General features: G+C 52.1%; 12 protein-coding genes and 2 pseudogenes. 10 read left to right on the top strand and 4 right to left on the bottom strand.

Annotated elements, in window-relative coordinates:
• Positions 1-10 precede the first annotated feature (10 nt).
• The 4 genes from GH808_RS00500 (at position 11) to GH808_RS00485 (ending at position 2,754) form a co-directional block, all read left to right on the top strand.
• On the top strand, positions 11-499 hold the full coding sequence (locus GH808_RS00500; protein WP_243166039.1) for a pyridoxamine 5'-phosphate oxidase family protein: 489 nt from the start codon (positions 11-13) through the stop codon (positions 497-499).
• Between the two features lie 393 nt (positions 500-892).
• Positions 893-1,219, top strand: a complete 327-nt coding sequence (locus GH808_RS00495; protein WP_186840843.1) for a PadR family transcriptional regulator — start codon at positions 893-895, stop codon at positions 1,217-1,219.
• Positions 1,212-1,823, top strand: a complete 612-nt coding sequence (locus tag GH808_RS00490; protein ID WP_186840842.1) for a DUF1700 domain-containing protein — start codon at positions 1,212-1,214, stop codon at positions 1,821-1,823. The genes GH808_RS00495 and GH808_RS00490 overlap by 8 nt, the downstream gene beginning before the upstream one ends.
• Positions 1,807-2,754 (top strand): DUF4097 family beta strand repeat-containing protein, encoded by a 948-nt coding sequence (locus GH808_RS00485; protein ID WP_186840841.1) that lies wholly within the window; start codon positions 1,807-1,809, stop codon positions 2,752-2,754. Before GH808_RS00490 ends, GH808_RS00485 begins: the two co-directional genes overlap by 17 nt.
• 133 nt (positions 2,755-2,887) lie before the next feature.
• Here GH808_RS00485 and GH808_RS00480 read toward each other — a convergent pair whose 3' ends face one another.
• The 3 genes and pseudogenes from GH808_RS00480 to GH808_RS15705 all read right to left on the bottom strand — a co-directional run.
• Positions 2,888-5,638: a methyl-accepting chemotaxis protein gene (locus tag GH808_RS00480; protein ID WP_186840840.1), complete on the bottom strand. Its 2,751-nt coding sequence runs from the start codon at positions 5,636-5,638 to the stop codon at positions 2,888-2,890.
• 276 nt (positions 5,639-5,914) lie between these two features.
• Positions 5,915-6,847, bottom strand: a pseudogene (locus GH808_RS15710) (methyl-accepting chemotaxis protein); the annotation flags it as partial.
• A gap of 243 nt (positions 6,848-7,090) precedes the next feature.
• A pseudogene (locus GH808_RS15705) lies at positions 7,091-7,516 on the bottom strand (hypothetical protein); the annotation flags it as partial.
• A 387-nt stretch (positions 7,517-7,903) separates the two neighbouring features.
• On the opposite strand from GH808_RS15705, the gene buk reads away from it, so the two are divergent.
• Positions 7,904-8,974: a butyrate kinase gene (gene buk / locus GH808_RS00470; RefSeq protein ID WP_186840838.1), complete on the top strand. Its 1,071-nt coding sequence runs from the start codon at positions 7,904-7,906 to the stop codon at positions 8,972-8,974.
• A 162-nt stretch (positions 8,975-9,136) separates the two neighbouring features.
• Here the strand turns inward: buk and GH808_RS00465 are convergent, their stop codons facing one another.
• On the bottom strand, positions 9,137-11,020 hold the full coding sequence (locus tag GH808_RS00465; RefSeq protein WP_186840837.1) for a heavy metal translocating P-type ATPase: 1,884 nt from the start codon (positions 11,018-11,020) through the stop codon (positions 9,137-9,139).
• 186 nt (positions 11,021-11,206) lie between these two features.
• Between GH808_RS00465 and GH808_RS00460 the strand changes: the two genes are divergently transcribed.
• From GH808_RS00460 to GH808_RS00440, 5 genes are all read left to right on the top strand, one after another.
• Entirely contained in the window at positions 11,207-12,394 is a 1,188-nt protein-coding gene (locus GH808_RS00460; protein ID WP_186840836.1) for a DUF6710 family protein, read from the top strand.
• 46 nt (positions 12,395-12,440) lie between these two features.
• Positions 12,441-14,447 carry a GAF domain-containing protein gene (locus tag GH808_RS00455; RefSeq protein WP_186840835.1) on the top strand — a complete coding sequence of 669 codons (2,007 nt, stop codon included), beginning with the start codon at positions 12,441-12,443 and terminating at the stop codon, positions 14,445-14,447.
• A 187-nt stretch (positions 14,448-14,634) separates the two neighbouring features.
• Positions 14,635-15,606: a PAS domain S-box protein gene (locus tag GH808_RS00450; protein WP_186840834.1), complete on the top strand. Its 972-nt coding sequence runs from the start codon at positions 14,635-14,637 to the stop codon at positions 15,604-15,606.
• Between the two features lie 116 nt (positions 15,607-15,722).
• A complete protein-coding gene (locus GH808_RS00445) occupies positions 15,723-16,769 on the top strand; it encodes an HD-GYP domain-containing protein (RefSeq protein ID WP_186840833.1) in 1,047 nt (348 codons plus the stop codon).
• A gap of 203 nt (positions 16,770-16,972) precedes the next feature.
• Positions 16,973-18,022, top strand: a complete 1,050-nt coding sequence (locus GH808_RS00440) for an ADP-ribosylglycohydrolase family protein (RefSeq protein WP_186840832.1) — start codon at positions 16,973-16,975, stop codon at positions 18,020-18,022.
• Positions 18,023-18,050: the final 28 nt, after the last annotated feature.

Below are 18,050 nucleotides of genomic sequence, written 5' to 3'. Positions count from 1 at the left end.
GATGATGAAAATGAGAAGAAAAGACAGGGAAGTAACAGAAATCAGAGAACTGATGAAAATTATTGAGCAGTGTAAAATCTGCAGAATTGCGATGCAGGATCAGGATGGCCTTTATATTGTGCCGGTGAATTTCGGCTATTTATATCTCAACAATCAGCTGGTGATTTATTTTCACAGTGCCCGGGAAGGCCGGAAAATTGCGGCGTTGCAAGAGAACAGCGCGGTCGCTTTTGAAATGGATTGTGAACACCGCCTGATCACAGCTGACGTCGCCTGCCAATACGGATATTCCTTCAAAAGCATTATCGGAAACGGCCGGGCCTTTTTCGTCCATGATGTGGAAGAAAAGAAAATCGCGATGTTCGAGTTGATGAAGCATCAGACCGGTCAGAATTTTTCGTTTGACGAGCATATGGTTGATTGTGTTTCGGTGCTTAAAATTGTCGTCGATCATTTTACTGGCAAAGAACAGGGTGATGTAGCACCCGGCATCAAATGACAGGTAACTGCAAACGTACCGTTAGCTTTGCGGTCAGTTTCGCACGAACCAATTGTTACACTGTACGGCGGACAGTCGATTGACTGTTCGCCTACACGTTACACAATTGGTTGTGGAAACTAACCGCAAAGCAATAATGGCTTGACGTTTAGGCGTTTCGCAGTTGCTAATAATTTATGAATGATCAAGCGCCTGCGGCGGTGATGTGAAAAATCCATCACCGCCGTTTTTTTTATTGCTCAAATTTATCCGGATCGCATTGACGGCGCCAAAACCGCTGTCTGACGGGGAATACAGCAGCGGACCAGGGCGGCGCGGGAAATTATTCGGTAAAAAAATAGTTGACAGATTATACTATGCGTAACATAGTATAACGCAAAAGGAGGTATGATAATGGACGTCCAATTAAAACGAGGGCTGTTGGAAACATGTGTGCTGACCGTTCTCAATCGGGGGGATTCCTATGGTTATCAGATTATCAAGGATGCCAGTCCTTATATGGATATCTCGGAATCAACGTTGTACCCGATTCTGAAAAGGTTGGAGTCAAATGACAGTCTCAATGTCTATTCTGTCGAACATAATGGCCGACTGCGCAAATATTACAAAATAACCGATACCGGCAGGGAGAAAATCCGGGCTTTTCTGGACAGCTGGAAAGAGGTTATGATCGTGTATAATTTTATTACTGAGGAAATGAGGGTTTCTGACAATGAATAAAACTGAATTTTTATCCTGTCTTGAGAAAAAACTGCTGGGACTTCCGGAGCATGAAGTCGCAAAAACAAAGGGGTTCTATCTGGAAATGATCGACGATCGGATCGAGGATGGCATGAATGAGGAAGAGGCGGTCAGTGCCATGGGCAATGTCGATGACATTGCCAAGGAAGCCATGCTGGAGTTGCCGCTGACCACGTTGATGAAAACTAAAATGAAGCCGAAAACACGGCTCAAAGCCTGGGAAATCGTCCTGCTGGTGCTGGGATTTCCGCTGTGGTTCACCCTGCTGGCGGCGTTTGTGGTGGTGATACTGTCGGTGTACCTGTCGGTGTGGGTGGTGATCATTTCGCTCTACGTTTCGGTGGCGGCCATTCTTTTCAGCGGCATCGCCGGGGTTTTCGGCAGTCTGTTTCTGATCTTTCAGAATTTCGACGCCGCGGTGTTTCTGCTGGGATCGGGGCTGATGTGCCTGGGAATCAGCATTCTCGCACTTTTCGGCGTGACTATTCTGTCGGTCTGGCTAGTCAAGCTGACGGGACTGTTTCTGCGCTGGGTTAAGTCATTATTTATTTCACGGGAGGTTGACTATGAAATCACTTACTAGAACGTTACTGATCGTCGCCGGGGCCCTGATTGGAACCGGCTTTGTGCTGGCGATTGTCGGTTTTGCGATCGGCGGTTTCAGCTGGAACGCATTCAATACGGCGGGACCCTATGAGGAGAAATCACAGACCTTCAACGCGGCTGAGGTCTCCGCGATCACGGTCGATGCCAAGGGCTGTGATGTAGTGCTGGTCGGATCAGATGCGGACGAGATCAAAATCGATTACGCGGAAAACAAGAACGGCACCTGGAACATCGCGAAGTCAGCAGATGGCAAGCTGAGTGCAAAATATCAAGCGAGCCGGGGCTGGTTTAATTTCTCTTTCGGTATTTCGACCGGAGAGCGGGCCATCACGATTTCGGTACCGGCCAAATACGCCGGCGCGATTGAAGCGTCCGTCGCCAGCGGGGATGTGGACGTGTCCAAACTTCAGCTGGCGAAGGAGCTGTCGCTCAGTGCGGCCAGCGGCAGCCTGGCGCTGACCGATGTCTCGGCTAACGGCAAAATCGTTGCCGATGCCAAAAGCGGCGATATCGAAGCCAAAAACATCAGCGCGAACAGTGATCTCGATCTGACGGCCAACAGCGGCAGTGTCACCCTGAATGCTGGCCGGATCGCCGGTAATTTAACGATGCTGACGACCAGCGGTGATCTGAAAGTGACCCAGACCAATGCCGGCGGAAAGATTTCACTGGCCGCTGAAAGTGGTGAGGTTTCCTTCAAAGCGCTCGCCGGCCATGATATTGATCTGGCCGCCGGCAGCGGCGATGTCAGAGGCAGTATCGCCGGAAAAGCGACGGACTTTACCATCACGGCCAATGCCAACAGCGATGATCAGAACATCGTCAATTCGGCCGGCGGCGACAAGCACCTGAATGCAGCGACCAACAGCGGCGATATCGAGATCGAGTTCGACGCGTCGGGGCAGTAAAAAAATCAGCCAGAAAACACCGGGGTGGCAATCGCCGCAACCGGCTGATTATCAGAGCATAAAGAAATCCCGGAGACAACCATTACGGCTGTTTCCGGGATTTGTTGTTTTGGGGGAGTGGTTTTGCTGTTTGTCAGTATTTGTCGCTGCCGGTGTCAAAACCGAAGTCGCCCAGTTCGATGACCGGCTCAGCTGGCCGTTTCGTCTGCGGTTTCGGCGGGGCAGCAGTTGGGCTCAGGACAGCTGCTCTGGTCTGTCCCTTGAGTCGGAAGGCACCGACCATCTGCTTGAGCATTTCGGCCTGCCCGGACAGTTCTTCGCTGGCGGCGGCGCTTTCTTCGGCAGTGGCGGAGTTGGTCTGGACGACCAGGGAAACCTGTTCAATCCCGGTTGTGATCTGGGCGATTTCCGAGGCCTGGTCGTTGGACGCCTGGGCGATTTTTCCGACCAGATCCGCAACCTTCTCGATTTCATTGAGAATTTCCTTCAGGCTGACCGCGGTTTCATCGGCGATCTTCGTGCCGGCTTCCACCTTGTCGATGGAGCCCTCGATCAGAACGGTTGTTTCCTTGGCAGCTTCGGCACTGCGGGCAGCCAGGGTTCTGACTTCCTCGGCGACTACGGCAAAGCCCTTGCCGTGCTGCCCGGCCCGGGCAGCTTCCACGGCGGCGTTCAGGGCCAGGATATTGGTCTGGAAGGCAATGTCGTCGATGACCTTGATGATCTTGGAGATGTTGTTGGACGAGTCGTTGATATCCGCCATCGAGGAGACCATTTTTTCCATCTGATCATTGCCTGTCAGGGCGTTGGTGCGGACTTCGATCGCCCGCGCATTGGCTTCATTGGCATTGGTGGCATTGCGCTTGGTTTCGGCGGCAACTTCCTCAATCGAGGCGGTGAGTTCCTGAATGGAGCTGGCCTGTTCGGTGGTTCCCTGGGACAGGGCCTGTCCGCCGTCGGATATCTGTCGGGAGCCGGCTTCCACCTGGACGGCAGCCTCATTGATTTCGGACATGGTTTCGCTTAAGCTGGTCGTGATCTCGTTGATGGCGAGCTTGATGTCGGTAAAATCGCCGAGGTAATGGGTGGTGATTTCCTGCGTCATATCGCCGTCGCCGATGTTTTTCAGGGTGGCGGTGATTTCGTCCACATAGCGTTTCAGGAAGGCGATCGTGCGGTTCATGTCTTCCTTGATTCTGCCGTTGTCGCCGCTGAAGTTGCCTTCCATGACGATGTTCAGGTTGCCCTGGGAAAGCTCGTTGAGGGTCTTTGAGGCGGCCTTGATGGGATCGATGACGGCATCGAGGGTCTGATTGAAACCTTCAATGACCAGGGCGTATTCACCCGGGAATTTTGCGGCATCACCGCGGTAGCTGAGGTCGCCTTCGACGGCGGTCTGGGCCATGGCTTTGGTTTCCGCAACCAGCTTGTCGATATTTTCAATCATGCTGATGAGGCTTGGTATCAGCTGGTCGTTGTCGCTGCGCTGGCCAATGCTTTTCAGAGCGGCCAGATCACCCATATCGCCGTTGGCCAGATTATTGCAGACATCCACAACATGAATCAGCCGTTTTTGGACGTCGTTGACCGAATTGGCAATTTCGGCGTAAATACCCCGGTAATTGCCGTCGACCGTCTGGGTGTAGTCGTTCAGGCTCATCGCTGCCAGCACCCGGCTGCCTTCTTTGAGGCCGCCCAGTCCGTCGATGCAGGAATTGATGTTGTTCTTGATCTCGTTGAAGTCCCCCTGATAGGTGGCGGTGATCTGCGGCGGGATTTCGCCGTTGCCGATGCGTTTGATATAATCCGCCGCCACATTGAGCGGATCAATCACGGCGTCCAGCGTATCGTTGACACCTTGAACCACATCCCGGAAGCCGCCTTCAAAGGCATCCGCATTACCGCGGGTGGACAGTCGGCCTTCCACCGCGGCGGCCGAAAGCAGATTGACCTCGTCGATCAGGCTGCGGATGGTTTCGATGGTGCGTTTCAGGGCCGGCGCGATTTCATCTTTGTCGTCCCGCAGCACGATTTGGGCGGATACGTCGCCCTGGGCGATCTGGTTGAGGGTACCGATACAGACCGTCTGGAGGCCGTCGGCAAAGCTGTCGAGCGCCAGCGCCATCGCGCCGATTTCGTTGTCGGTTTGGATGTTGAGCCGTTCGCTCAGGTGACCCTGATTCATCTCCTGAATCATATGGTTGACTTTGCCGATGGGTCCGGTAATGGTCTTCGAAATTTGATAGAGGACAAAAGCCAGCATCAGAAAAATCAGCAGCCCAATGCCGGCGATCAGCATGACGTTGTAGGTAATGGCATCGGCAACAGTATCCATAGAGTAGCCGATATCGATGGCCCCAATGCGCTCCCCGTTGATCGTGATCGGATAAAGCACATCGTAGACGATCTGATCTTTGGTTTCATAGTAGTATTCCGAGGCTGAAGAACTGCCATTCCGGATCGCTGCCATCGTGTCGGGATCGTCGGAATAGGATTTGCCAATATCTTCTTTGACTGTGTCGGCGATATCGAGGCCGGTTTTATCGATGACTGCGACATAGACAACGGTTTTGTCATCGGCCAGATTGTCAACCATGGCCTGATAACCAAATTTTTCTGAAAAACCCTGAAGCAACTCGGCTGGTACGCCGCTATTGCCGCTTTTTAAGGCATTGATCGCATTGGTGTTGTTCTCGAGCTGGGTCACAAAACGTTGGGATGTAACAAAGCCGTTGTTTTTCATATCAGTCAGCAGGCTTTCCCGGATCAGGTACGAGGACGTGATGCTGATGGCGACGATGCCGACGAAAACACAGAATAACGGGATAATCAGAAGTTTGTAACGAATACTGGACAGGTTAAAGAAGCGTTTGTTCTTTTTCATAAAAATCACCCTTTTTTCAAAATATTGTGTCTGGAACAAAATGGTATAAACATTGTTACGTTTAAAACGATGTCATCCTTTGAATTATACTATGCTGACCATGACGAGTCAAAAGAAATTTGACGGATTAGCGTAAAAATACAACACAAATACAACTTAGAGATAGCACAAATATAGTAAATTCTGAAAAACAGTAGAAATGTGTATGAAAAACGAACACAATTGACAGAAAAATAGAAAAAACTGGGTTTGAAATGAATCAAAATTTGTAAAATGCTAATATTTGTCAAATTCATCAAGTGCGATGCAGGGCTCAGCCTCAGCCTGGCTGATGGTGTGCTGACTTTCAAAAAGGGTTTCCATCGCCGATGGTACAGTTCGGGGTTCAACAGTGGCAATTGTGGCCGCTTTCGGGAGCGCGCTGAGATGGGGAGCATTTTTGAAGCCGGTGTTATCGCGGCTGAAGGCAAAGACATCCACCATCTGTTTGAGCATCTCTGCCTGACTGGTGAGTTCTTCACTGGCGGCGGCGCTTTCCTCAGCCGTGGCGGAGTTGGTCTGGACCACCTGGGCAACCTGTTCGATGCCGATGGTGATCTGGTCGATCTCCGTAGCCTGATTGTTGGAGGCCTGGTCGATGTGGCTGACCAGATCGGAGACCTGATCAATCTGGCTAAGAATCTCCCGCAGGCTTTGAGCCGTTTCATCGGCAATTTTCGTTCCGGCTTTGACTTTGCCGATACAGACTTCAATGAGTTCGGTGGTTTCCTTGACGGCTTCCGCACTCCGGCCAGCCAGGGTTCTGACTTCCTGGGCAACAACCGCAAAGCCCTTGCCGTACTGACCGGCCTGAGCAGCTTCCACCGCGGCATTCAGAGCCAGAATATTGGTCTGGAAGGCGATATCATCGATGACCTTGATGATTTTGGAAATATTGCTGGACGCTTCATTGATGGCCTCCATCGCAACCAGCATCTGTGACATCTGGTCGTTGCCGGCCTCGGCATGGCTGCGAACTTCCGTGGCCAGTGCATTGGCTTCATCGACATTTTCAGCATTGCGCCTGGTTTCTTCATCGACCTGTTCAATGGAAGCGGTGAGCTCCTGAATGGAGCCGGCCTGCTCAGTCGTTCCCTGGGCCAAAGCCTGACTGGCGATTGATATCTGGCTGGCTCCGGTTTCAACCTGTCCGGCAGCATTGTCAATCTCATTCATGACCCTTTGCAGATTATCCGCAAAGCTGTCCAGGGCGACCGCCATTTCGCCGATTTCGTTTTTGGGCTCCATCATCAGTCGCTCACTCAAATCCATCTGGTTCATTTCCTGAATCATATGGTTGACCCCGATGATGGGTCTGGTAATGGATTTTGAAATCCGGTAGAGCAGCATCGCCAGCAGCAGAAAGATCAGCAGACCGATGCCGGAAATCAGAAGAATATTATGGGTGATGGCAGCATTGACACTATCCATGGAATAGCCGATATCGATGGCGCCGATCAGCTCGCCGTTTATTTTAGCCGGATAGATGACATCGTATACGGTTGTTTTTTGAGGTTCGTAATAGTATTCTGAAGCCGAGGAAATGCCTTTGGTCACCGCGTCTTTCGTCGCCGGATCGTCAGAATAGTCTTTGCCGATGTCCGATTGGACGCTGTCCGCGATATCGACAGCTTTTTTATCCATCATGGCCACATAGACGACGCTTTGATCGTCAGACAAACCATCAACAGCCGTCTGATAACTGAATTTTTCTGTCAGCGTCTGGATTTGGTCGGAAGACATACCGGCATTGGCATCGGTCAGGGATTTGATCGTGTTGTTGTTTTTTTCCAGCTGCGTGACAAAACGCTGGGATGTGGTAAATCCGTTGTTCTTCATATCTGACAGCAGGCTTTCCCGGATTAAATAGGATGAAGTAAAACCGATGATGACAATCCCAAGAAAAACAAAGACCAGCGGAATAATCAGGATTTTGAATTGCGTCGACGACGTAGCGTTGCCATGTTTTCTGTTTTTCATAATTTTCTCCTTATCTTTTTGATATTATGCTATGATTTGAAATAATGAGTGGAAATGTTTCGGCTAAAGAATATGTCCGACAAAAAAAAGCACGGTGGCAGATTAACCACTGAATTGTATCTACCCCAATTGATTGAAAAGAAATTGACGAAAATGGGTAATATTTTGTTGTGATTGCGAAACCGACATCAAAGCAACTTCAGTTTGTCCTTTAAATCGTAATTTCTCAAAAGGAGGAGTGAAATAATGAATTATGCTATTTTGACCATCAACCCCGGATCGACATCCACCAAGATTGGCGTTTTCGAAAATGAAACCGCCTTGTTTTTGGCTTCGGTTGAACATCAGAACGGGGATCTGGCGGTGTTTGAAACCGTCAATCAGCAGTTTGCGTTCAGAAAGAACACGGTCATGCAGATTCTGGCGGCGCATGACTTCGATACCAAACGGCTGTCGGCGGTTGTCGGCCGGGGCGGCCTGCTGCCGCCGATTCAAAGCGGCGGCTATCGGGTCAACGAAGCCATGAAAAGCCTGATTCTGGGCGGGACACTCTCGGAGCATGCATCGAATCTGGGCGCCCTGCTGGCGGATGCCATTGCGGCGCCGCTGGGCATCCCGGCTTTTATCTACGACGGCGTTTCCGCGGATGAGCTGGAAGCGATCGCCCGGATCACCGGTTTTCCGGAAATCAGCAGAAAAAGCTTCTGCCATGTGCTCAACACGAAAGCGATGGGCAGAAAATACGCCCACGCAGTGGGGAAGCACTACGCCGACCTGAATCTGGTGATCGCCCATCTTGGCGGCGGTATCTCCATCAGCGCGCACCGCAAGGGGCGGATCATCGATGTGGTTTCCGACGACAGCGGCCCGTTTTCACCGGAGCGATCGGGGAGCATTCCGCTGTTTGCATTGGTTGATCTGATCTATGACCGGCAATACGAAAAAAAAGAACTGCTGAAAAAAATCCGCGGCAACGGCGGGCTTAAAGCGCACCTCGGCACCCGGGACTGCCGGGAGATTGAGCAGCATATTGTGGACGGGGATGTAAAGGCGGAAATGATCTATGCGGCCCAGGCCTATCAGATTGCCAAGGGAATCGGGGCGATGGCAACCGTTCTGAAAGGGTCGATCGACGCGATTATCCTGACCGGCGGGATGGCCTTTTCAAAGAAAATGACGGGCATGATTGAGCCGTATATCTGCTTTATCGCGCCGGTGCAATGCATGCCCGGGGAAATCGAAATGGAGGCACTGGCGCTCGGCGGACTGCGGCTGCTGCGGGGCGAAGAGAAACCGCATGTCTTTGAAGTCGGTTAGACACTCTATACACCGTACCGACCAATTGTAAATCAGTTGTTTGCTTGCAGCTCGGACACTCTGCGAGGTGTCCGTTCTGATGCAAACAACACGATGTTACAATTGTCGGTACTGCAGCGTTTTCTAAGCCTGACAGTGAACAAGGTACTGACCAATTGTAAATCAGTTATCCAGTTGCTGGCAGGCTGAAGCGGGGGTTTCTGAAGATGCTGGGGATGGTCGTTCGTGCCAGTTCAGCAGCAGGGCGGAATTGACGATGACAAACACCGATCCGGCGTTGTGCACGAGGGCGCCGATGACGGGGTTCAGGATGCCGATGATGGCCAGGGTGATGGCGAGAAAATTCAGCAGCATCGAGAAGGACAGGTTGAAGGTGATCACCCGCATCATCTGTTTTGACAGGGCAAACAGGTGCGGCAGGGCTTCGACGCTGTCGCTGACCAGCACGATGTCGGCGGCATCGATGGCGATGTCGCTGCCCACGCCGCCCATGGCGATGCCGACGGCAGCCAACTTCAGCGCCGGCGCATCATTGACGCCGTCCCCGATCATGCAGACGTCCGTGCCGGCGGCCTGCTGTTTTTTGATATAAGCCAGTTTGTCCTCGGGTCGGCAGTCGGCAACGATGTCGTCGATCCGGCTGAGGCTGGCGATATGGCCGGCCGCAGCGGCGTGGTCGCCGGTCAGCAGAACCGGCGTTGCCAATTTTTTCAACTGGCTGATCACCGCGGGCGTTGCGGTTCGGATGGTGTCGGCCAGGGCGATGAATCCGACCAGTTTTTTATCCGCCTGGACATAGATTATTGAAGCTCCCTCAGATAGGTAGGGACTGATTTTGTCTTGCTCGGCTGCGGTCAGTGTCGTGTTCAGGCTTTCCAGATTGCCGGCGCTGATGGTCTGAGCGGCCAGCTGACCGCTGACGCCGATGCCGGGTTCAATCATGAAATCCGTCACCGGCCGTTTTTCGCCAGGGTATGATGCCACGATGGCCTTTCCGAGCGGGTGTTCCGAATACTGCTCGACGGATGCGGTCACCCGGAGAATGGCATCCGCGGTCCAGCCGGCATCCAGTGCTTCAATCCCGATCACATCCGGCCGGCCGATGGTCAACGTGCCGGTTTTGTCGAACGCGATGCGGCTCACGCCGGACAGCCGTTCCAGGGCGCCGCCGTCCCGGACCAGAATGCCCTTTTTTGAGACGTTTCCGATGGCAGCCATGATCGCTGTGGGCGTGGCCAGGACCAGGGAGCAGGGACAGAAGACGACCAGGATCGTCACGGCGCGGATGATTTCACCGGTGACAAGCCAGGTGGCAGCGGCTGAAGCCAGGGCAATCACGACGATCCAGACAGCCCATCGGTCGGCCAGCGAGACGACTTGGGATTTTCCCGCATCGGCCGATTCCACCAGCCGGATCATCCGCTGCAGGGAGCTGTCTTCACCGACTCGGGCGGCCGTCATTTCGAAACTGCCGAACTGGTTCACGGTTCCGGAGGCGACTTCGTCGCCGGCTTTTTTGTCAACCGGCAGCGATTCGCCGGTCATGACGGCCTGATTGACCGAGGTATGTCCGGAAATGATCACGCCGTCAACAGGGATGGTTTCGCCGGGGTTGACCCGCAGGCGGTCGCCACAGGCAACCGCCTCGGTTGCTACCGTGGCTTCGGAACCGTCGTTTCGGATGATGCGTGCCGTCTGGGGTTTGAGCCGAACCAGCTTCTCGATGCCGGCTCGGGCTTTTTCAACCGTCCGTTCTTCAAGACTGGCGCCCAGCTGCATGATCAGGGCGACTTCGCCGGCGGCAAAAATCTCGCCGATGGCAACGGCGGCGAGCAGAGCCATCGCAACCAGCACATCCGCTGTAATATCATGGTCTCTGATCAGGCCGGTTACGGCACCGATGACGATCGGAACGCCGCAAAGCATGACCGCAATCCAGGCCGGCTCGACGAGCAGGTTTTTTATCAACAGACTCACAAGCAGGCCACTGCCGGACAGAATCAGAGCCAGTGTTTTCAAATCGGTTATTTGTTTTGCATTCATCATGATGCCTCCTTAATACCTATGGGGGTATGGGTATAGTATAAAACCGGATCGCTATTTTGTCAACATCGGGAACGCATTTCAATGATTTTCATAATATCAATGCTAAATTTATGTTTATCCTGTATAATATAAACAAGTGAGCAAAACGGAAAGGGTAGCAATGATCGGAAAATGACGGGGTAGAAAATGGGGAAAAGAACAGCGGTTACGGTATCAAAAGCGCGCAAACTGAAAGGCGTCCTGCATTACTGCGATTACAAAGGGTGCAAAAACAGAAGTGTCGCCCGGATTCATGACATCCGGGACAATCAGTATCATGTCTGCAGCCGCCACAAAAGAATCATGTCGGCCCGGTTCATGCGGGAAGCAGTGAATAAACTGATCCGGTTTTATAATGACAACAGCAGAAAACGAACCGACGCCATCTATGATGACGGCGGGCATCATTATGCCTATATCGACAATCTGCTGAATATCAGCGCCTGCCTCTACAAAAATGACTATGTAACGGCCTATGCCGAACTCCATGACTTGTCATTTGACAAATCCTATCTCCAGAGCCGGGTCTATTATCCCCTGATGAGCATGCTGTATCAAAAACTCAGCGTTCAATACCTTCATTTATTATCCCGAAGAAAACCGCTCCGGCCGGAAGCCGGAACAAACCGGGCGTCGGATGCCGGCTATGACGATCAGCCGGATGTCATGAGCAGGAAAGAGATGATCCACGAATACAACTATGTGATGCATCACGTCAGCTGTTTTTTAACGACCGAACCCGTAAAGAAAAAAGAGATTGTCAAAAATGCGCTGGCCAATATGGATACGGTCATCAGTCTGATCCGAGAGGATCTCAAATACGACTTGTACGCGGTTGCGATGACGGGGAATGCCACAGCCAGAATGGCACTGATTCCCAACCGTTACCGGGATCAGAACGGAATGACCCAGTCAGCGCAGGTTGACAGTGATAACGACGTCAATATTCATTTGAACGCCGCTGACAGCGTGTTCTATACCCAGACTGTCGCTCGTCCCGGAGGCAGTCCCGGTGCTCAGGTGGATTATTATCGTTACCTTGATCTGTTTCATATCAGAAACGCCAAGACGAAACAACGAACCGGCGGCAGTCCGGGCGCCAATATCATTCAGTCCCGGCACATCTATGATGCCACCCGGCTGTTTCCCCACGTCCGGACAAATGGAAGCGAATGGATCAATGTCCATACCGGCAAAATCATCGCAGATGTCATTGATTTCCGGGTGGCGATTCTGTATGCCCTGGCCCGGAACCGATATTTCATCGAGCGCTGCGCAAACAACCGCAGAAAAATGGAACTGGTGCTGCTCGATATTTTTGAACAGACCCTGTAAATAGATGTAGTGACTCGAAACTGAACTGTCGGGAAAGGAAATTATCATGAGTCTGAAAATGAACAATCTACTGGATGTTGAAAAATACCTGCTGCTGGAAATGGCCTATTTTCATCTGCCGCCAGCATCCAGAAACAGCATATCGCCGCAAACACCGATGAAGCTGGACGTTTACATCGACCTGATCGATCAGTGCAGTTACTCCGCCTATCCGGCATTCATCAGCCGCTCGAAACGGGGGCAAAAATACATCAAGGCAAGGCAGGCGGTTTTCAGGAGAATCTATGCCACCAGCGAAAACCTCGATGACGTCGTCATCACCGGCTATGTCAACGACAACTATGGCCTTTACGGGAATACCGCCGATCACCGTAAAACCAGCTTCGTCGGATTTGCCTTTGCGGACAGCGACGGTAATGCCACTGTTTCCTTCAGCGGCTGTGAATTCATGTACCCATCCAGCATGGTACTGGACTGGGCCGGCTGCATGGTGGCGTCGATCGGAAAAATAACCCGGCATCATCAGAAGGCGCTGGATTTTTACGACGCCCAGATGCAGGGGATTACTGGCGAACGCAACATCCTGGGGCATTCAAAGGGCGGAAATCTGGCCACCTATGTTTTCATCAACCGTCTTGATGAGGATGTCAATGCCTACTGCGTCAACGCCCAGCCCTACTGCTGGTACACCATGACCGAGGCCCAGAAGGAAGCGCTGAAAACAGACCGGTTCGAATACATCGTTCACGCTGACGATCCCACCCGGAGGGCCAGCTATGTTTCCTATATCAGCCGGACCGCTCCGATCAACCGCTATGCGACCCGCAGCATCATCAACATCCACGGCTTTGCCGAGGTGAATTTTGATGAATTCGGAAATCTGGAAGGTACCCGGGTCATTCGGGAAACCACCAACCGGCTGAAATCCCAGCTGTTTCGCGACTTCGCCGGGGAAAAACGCCTCGGCTACGACGAGTGCGTCCAGCGGTTCCAGGAGAAGATTGAAGCAAGCACCTCGGCACCGCGGCTATTCAGCACCACGCTCGATGAAGTCCTGATGGTGACACAGGCGCAGGAAGCGATTCTCTGGCTGAAAGATAGTGACCGGGAAGGGGCATACATCTACCCCGTGATCGTCAAGAGCCCGTCTGCCGACCGGTTCTATCAGCTGAAACTGCGAAACGGAAGCGGCCTGGCTTCCCAGTGCGTCTTTGAGGGACTGCCGCTATTTGTTAAAGATGCCAGCCGGACCGAAGTGCCGTTTGCGCAAGTCGGCCGCGCTGCCGGTGATGCGCTCAGCTCCGGTATTGTCGTACCGCTCGGCATTGACGAAACGGAAGTTTTCGGGGCGCTGGAACTGATCAACAAGCAAGACGGCTTTTTCACAGTGGCGGATTTTGCCCTGGTGAATGAGATGACGCTGACGATGCTGGAAGTATTCAGAAAGACGGGCAAAAGCCTCGACAGCTTTCAGGATTTTTCGCTGCTGCGGATCCGAAAAGGGAAGCAGAAACTGTTTTCTCTTGAGAAGCACACCTGCTATGAAAAGGTCCTGTCATCGCTGAATCAGCGAAACGCATTTCTTGCCATGATCACCGGCAATAAACTCGCAAGTGATGAGGTGCTGTTTTTCAACCGCCGAAAGTTTGAATCCGCAAAAAAAGATGAAATGAAAGAGCTGATTCGCCGGGAATATGCCTTCATGTTTCTCGATCCGAACCGCCGCACCGGGAAGCAACGCGTTCGTGACATTCTGAAGGCTTCCCTGCCTTCGGCCAAGAAAATCAGTGACAGAAACATCCGGGTGAAGCTGGCCGCCGGACGCATCGGACTGGGGGACAAACTGAAAACCCGGGTCAAGGATCTGTCGGATGCGGAATATGTCTTGCTCGAGTATGCCGCTGCCCGGCTGCAGCAACCGCTGCTGATTGTTGTCGATGCGGGCTTTGCCGGACTGAATCCCGCCGCCGTCGCGGTGGTCTGCCGTCAACTGAAACAGGACTGCCGGAACAAAACAGCAACCGTTATCGTACTCAGAAGAAACGAAGCATGAGCGGAAAAGCCTGATGCTGATGGAAAAATGTTTGTTTAATGGGGGGTAAAAACCCCCGTTTTTTTGTTTGACGGCATGATTTAGAGGGTATGATAAGATAAAAGTGAAAATACAGGTTTGTGTAAACTGGCAGTGAAGCGCAGCAGTTTCTTATAGTCCGAATGATCGACGAGGGAGGTAGGGGTAGATGGAACAAAAAAAAGCATTGCTGAAATCGCTTTATGAAATTGTTTTTGAACTGGATATGGATTATCGCTTTACCGAGGTGATTACCAAAAATGAAGCGCTGCTTTTTGTTCCCCGAGCCGAGCTGCTTGGAAAAACGGTTAGCGATATTTATGATCAGGAGCTGGCTGAGTGTTTTACTTCGGCCTTTCAGATGGCCGCTCAATCCGGCAAGAAACAGTTCGTCGAATACGCATCCCGGATTCCCGGGGACGAGCGCTTTTTCCTGGCCGAAGTCAATTACCTGATGGAGAACGTAAAATTCCCGCACTTTACCGTCGGCGTTTCGGATTATACCTATCAAAAACAGGCGGAGATCAAGCTGCAACAGGAAAAAGAAATTTATGAACGGATTTTTAGGCATGTGCCGATCGGGATTCTTCAATTTGACAATCAAGGAACGCTGGTGAACTGCAATGAACAGTTTGCCCAGATCATCGGGACAAAGAAAGAACGACTGATCGGCTACAATGCTTTCACGATTGCCGATCCGGAATTCAGAAACGCCGCTGAAAGAGCGATCGGCGGCGAAGCCGTTGAAATTGAAAAAGCGTATCATTCGATCCTGGGAAACAAGAAAACCTACCTGCGGGCGGTGTATGAGCCGCAGTATAATGAAAAAGGCCAGGTCAACGGCGGCATCGGCATCGTTGAGGACATCACCGTACGAAAAAAAATGGAAAGAAAGATTGAACTTGAAAAGGAGCAGTTCAAGACAACGCTGTTTTCAATCGGCGACGGTGTGATCGCCACCGACATTTACAACCGGATTACGCTGCTCAACAGAGCGGCAGAAAAAATCACGGGATGGTCACTTGAAGAGGCTTCAGGGCACTATTCAGAAGAGATCCTGAGAATGATCAATGAGGAAACAGGTGAATATTCCGAAAGCCCGGTTCTACGCGTGCTTGAAACCGGGGCCTGTGTAACCTGACCAATCATACCCTGCTGATCGCAAAATCCGGCCGGGAGATTCCCATCGAGGACAGTGCCTGCCCGATCAAAGATGACGCCGGCAAAACGATTGGCGTTGTTGTCGTATTCCGGGATATGACCGTCAGCCGGGCAAAGGAAGCGGAAATCGAATACCTGAGTTTCCACGATCATATGACCGGCCTTTACAACCGCCGCTTTTTCGAAGCCGAATTGGAGCGGTTGGACACAGTCAGAAATTTGCCGTTGGCGCTGATCGTCTCAGACGTCAACGGTTTGAAACTGACCAATGATGCTTTCGGGCATCAGGTCGGGGATAAACTGCTCAAAACGGTGGCCGACACCATGAAACGCGTCTGTCGGGATGAAGACATTATTTCACGCGTCGGCGGGGATGAATTCGTGATCCTGCTGCCGAAAACGGACAAAGCACGGGTGAAGCAGATCGTCAAACAGATTGCCGACAACCTGGCGGCACAAACAATTGAAACCGGCAGTGTTTCAATCTCCAGCGGATGGGAAATCAAAACGCGGCCGGATCAGGACATCAACGATGTTTTTAAAGCGGCTGAAAAGAAAATGTACCGGCATAAAGTGACCGAGCGTAATAGCACCAGAAACGAAGCCATCCTCTTTATCGTGAAGACGCTTTACGAGAAATTCCCGAGAGAGCAGGAGCATGCTGAAAATGTGGGCGACTTGAGCGGAATGACGGGCAAAACAATCGGACTGACCGACGAAGAAGTCAATGAACTGATCATGGCCGGCAATCTTCACGACATCGGCAAGATTGCCATCAGCTGTGATGTGCTCAACAAAGACGGTTATCTGAATGCGGATGACTGGTGTGAAATTGAACGGCATCCGGAAGTCAGCTACAGCATTCTGAGCACCATCAGCAATTACGCATCGCTGGCCACGATCATCCTGTCCCACCATGAACGCTATGACGGCACGGGCTATCCCAAAGGCCTCAAAGGGAGAGAAATACCCTACCAGTCCCGCATCATCGCGATCGCCGACGCCTACGATGCCATGACTCATGGACGCCCTTATAAAGAAGCCATCAGCAGGGATGAAGCCATTGCCGCCCTGCGGCAGGGCGCCAATGCCCAGTTTGATCCGGATCTGGTGGAAATGTTCATCAAAGGATTAATAGATTGATAGGCAATCACGAAAGTTATGTGAGCTTTGCGAGCAGTTTCGCACGAACCAATTTTTACACTGTACGGCGGACAGTTCGTTGAACTGTTCGCCTACACGTTACAAAATTGGTTGTGGAAACTACTTGCAAAGCAACAATTGTTCGGTGTTTAGAGTTTCGTAATTGTCTGATACAGATGCACAGTTGGATGGGAGGAAAAGTCATGATCAAAAGAGAACCGGATTTTTTCAGGGGTTGCCTTGTCGGCGGCGCCATCGGCGATGCCCTCGGTGCGCCGGTGGAGTTTCTGACGCGGGATGAAATCATCAGCCAATACGGGCCCGACGGCATCGGGGATCTGGTGGTTTCGCAATCCGGAAAAGCGCTGATCACCGATGACACCCAGTTGACGCTCTTTACCGCCGAGGGAATTCTGAGAGCGAAAACCAGAATGCTGACAAAGGGGCTGTGCCAGCCAACACTGGTTGTCTATCACGCCTACCAGCGCTGGCTGCTGACTCAGGGTTATCCGCGACTGCCGGAATACGAATGGATTTATGACGGATGGCTCCTTGAAATACCGGAACTTCATGCCCAACGGGCGCCGGGGGTTTCCTGTTTAACCGCGCTCAGAAGCGAAGAACGCGGCACCATTGAGGCACCGATCAACACCAGCAAAGGCTGCGGCGGTGTGATGCGTTCGGCACCGGTTGGTCTGTTTTATCGGCGAGACGATGCGTTTCGGCTGGCGGCGGAATTCGCGGCGCTGACCCATGGCCATCCGTCAGGATACCTCTCCGCCGGCGCTCTGGCGTATCTGATCGATGCCCTGATCGAGGGCGTCGATCTTGAAACCGCAGTCACAAAAACAATGATGATGCTGAAAGGCTTTGCCGGGCATGAGGAATGCCTGAAAAAACTGCAGCTGGCTGAACAGCTTTCAAAAATGGGGGCCTATGACCATGAGGCGATTGCGTTGTTGGGTCAGGGATGGGTTGGCGAAGAGGCCCTGGCCATCTCGGTCTACTGTGCCCTGAAATATCAGGATGATTTCAGAAAGGCCGTGCAGGCGGCGGTCAATCATGATGGGGACAGCGACAGCACGGGGGCCATCACCGGCAACATCATCGGTCTGTATCGGGGGCTTGCTGAAATTCCCGAGGACTGGATCGAAACGGTTGAACTCAAGGACGTGCTGATCCAGATGGCCGATGATCTGCTCACTGATGATGATGAACAAAGCGTTGATCTGAAACGCTATCCGGGGTATTAAATATCAAGATCGTTCTTGTTCCTGATTG

Origin of the sequence: Acetobacterium fimetarium (genome assembly GCF_014284475.1) — a bacterium.
In the GTDB taxonomy this organism is placed as follows: domain Bacteria; phylum Bacillota; class Clostridia; order Eubacteriales; family Eubacteriaceae; genus Acetobacterium; species Acetobacterium fimetarium.
The sequence above is the reverse complement of the archived record's forward strand: the minus strand, read 5'-3'. Positions and strand labels throughout refer to the sequence as shown.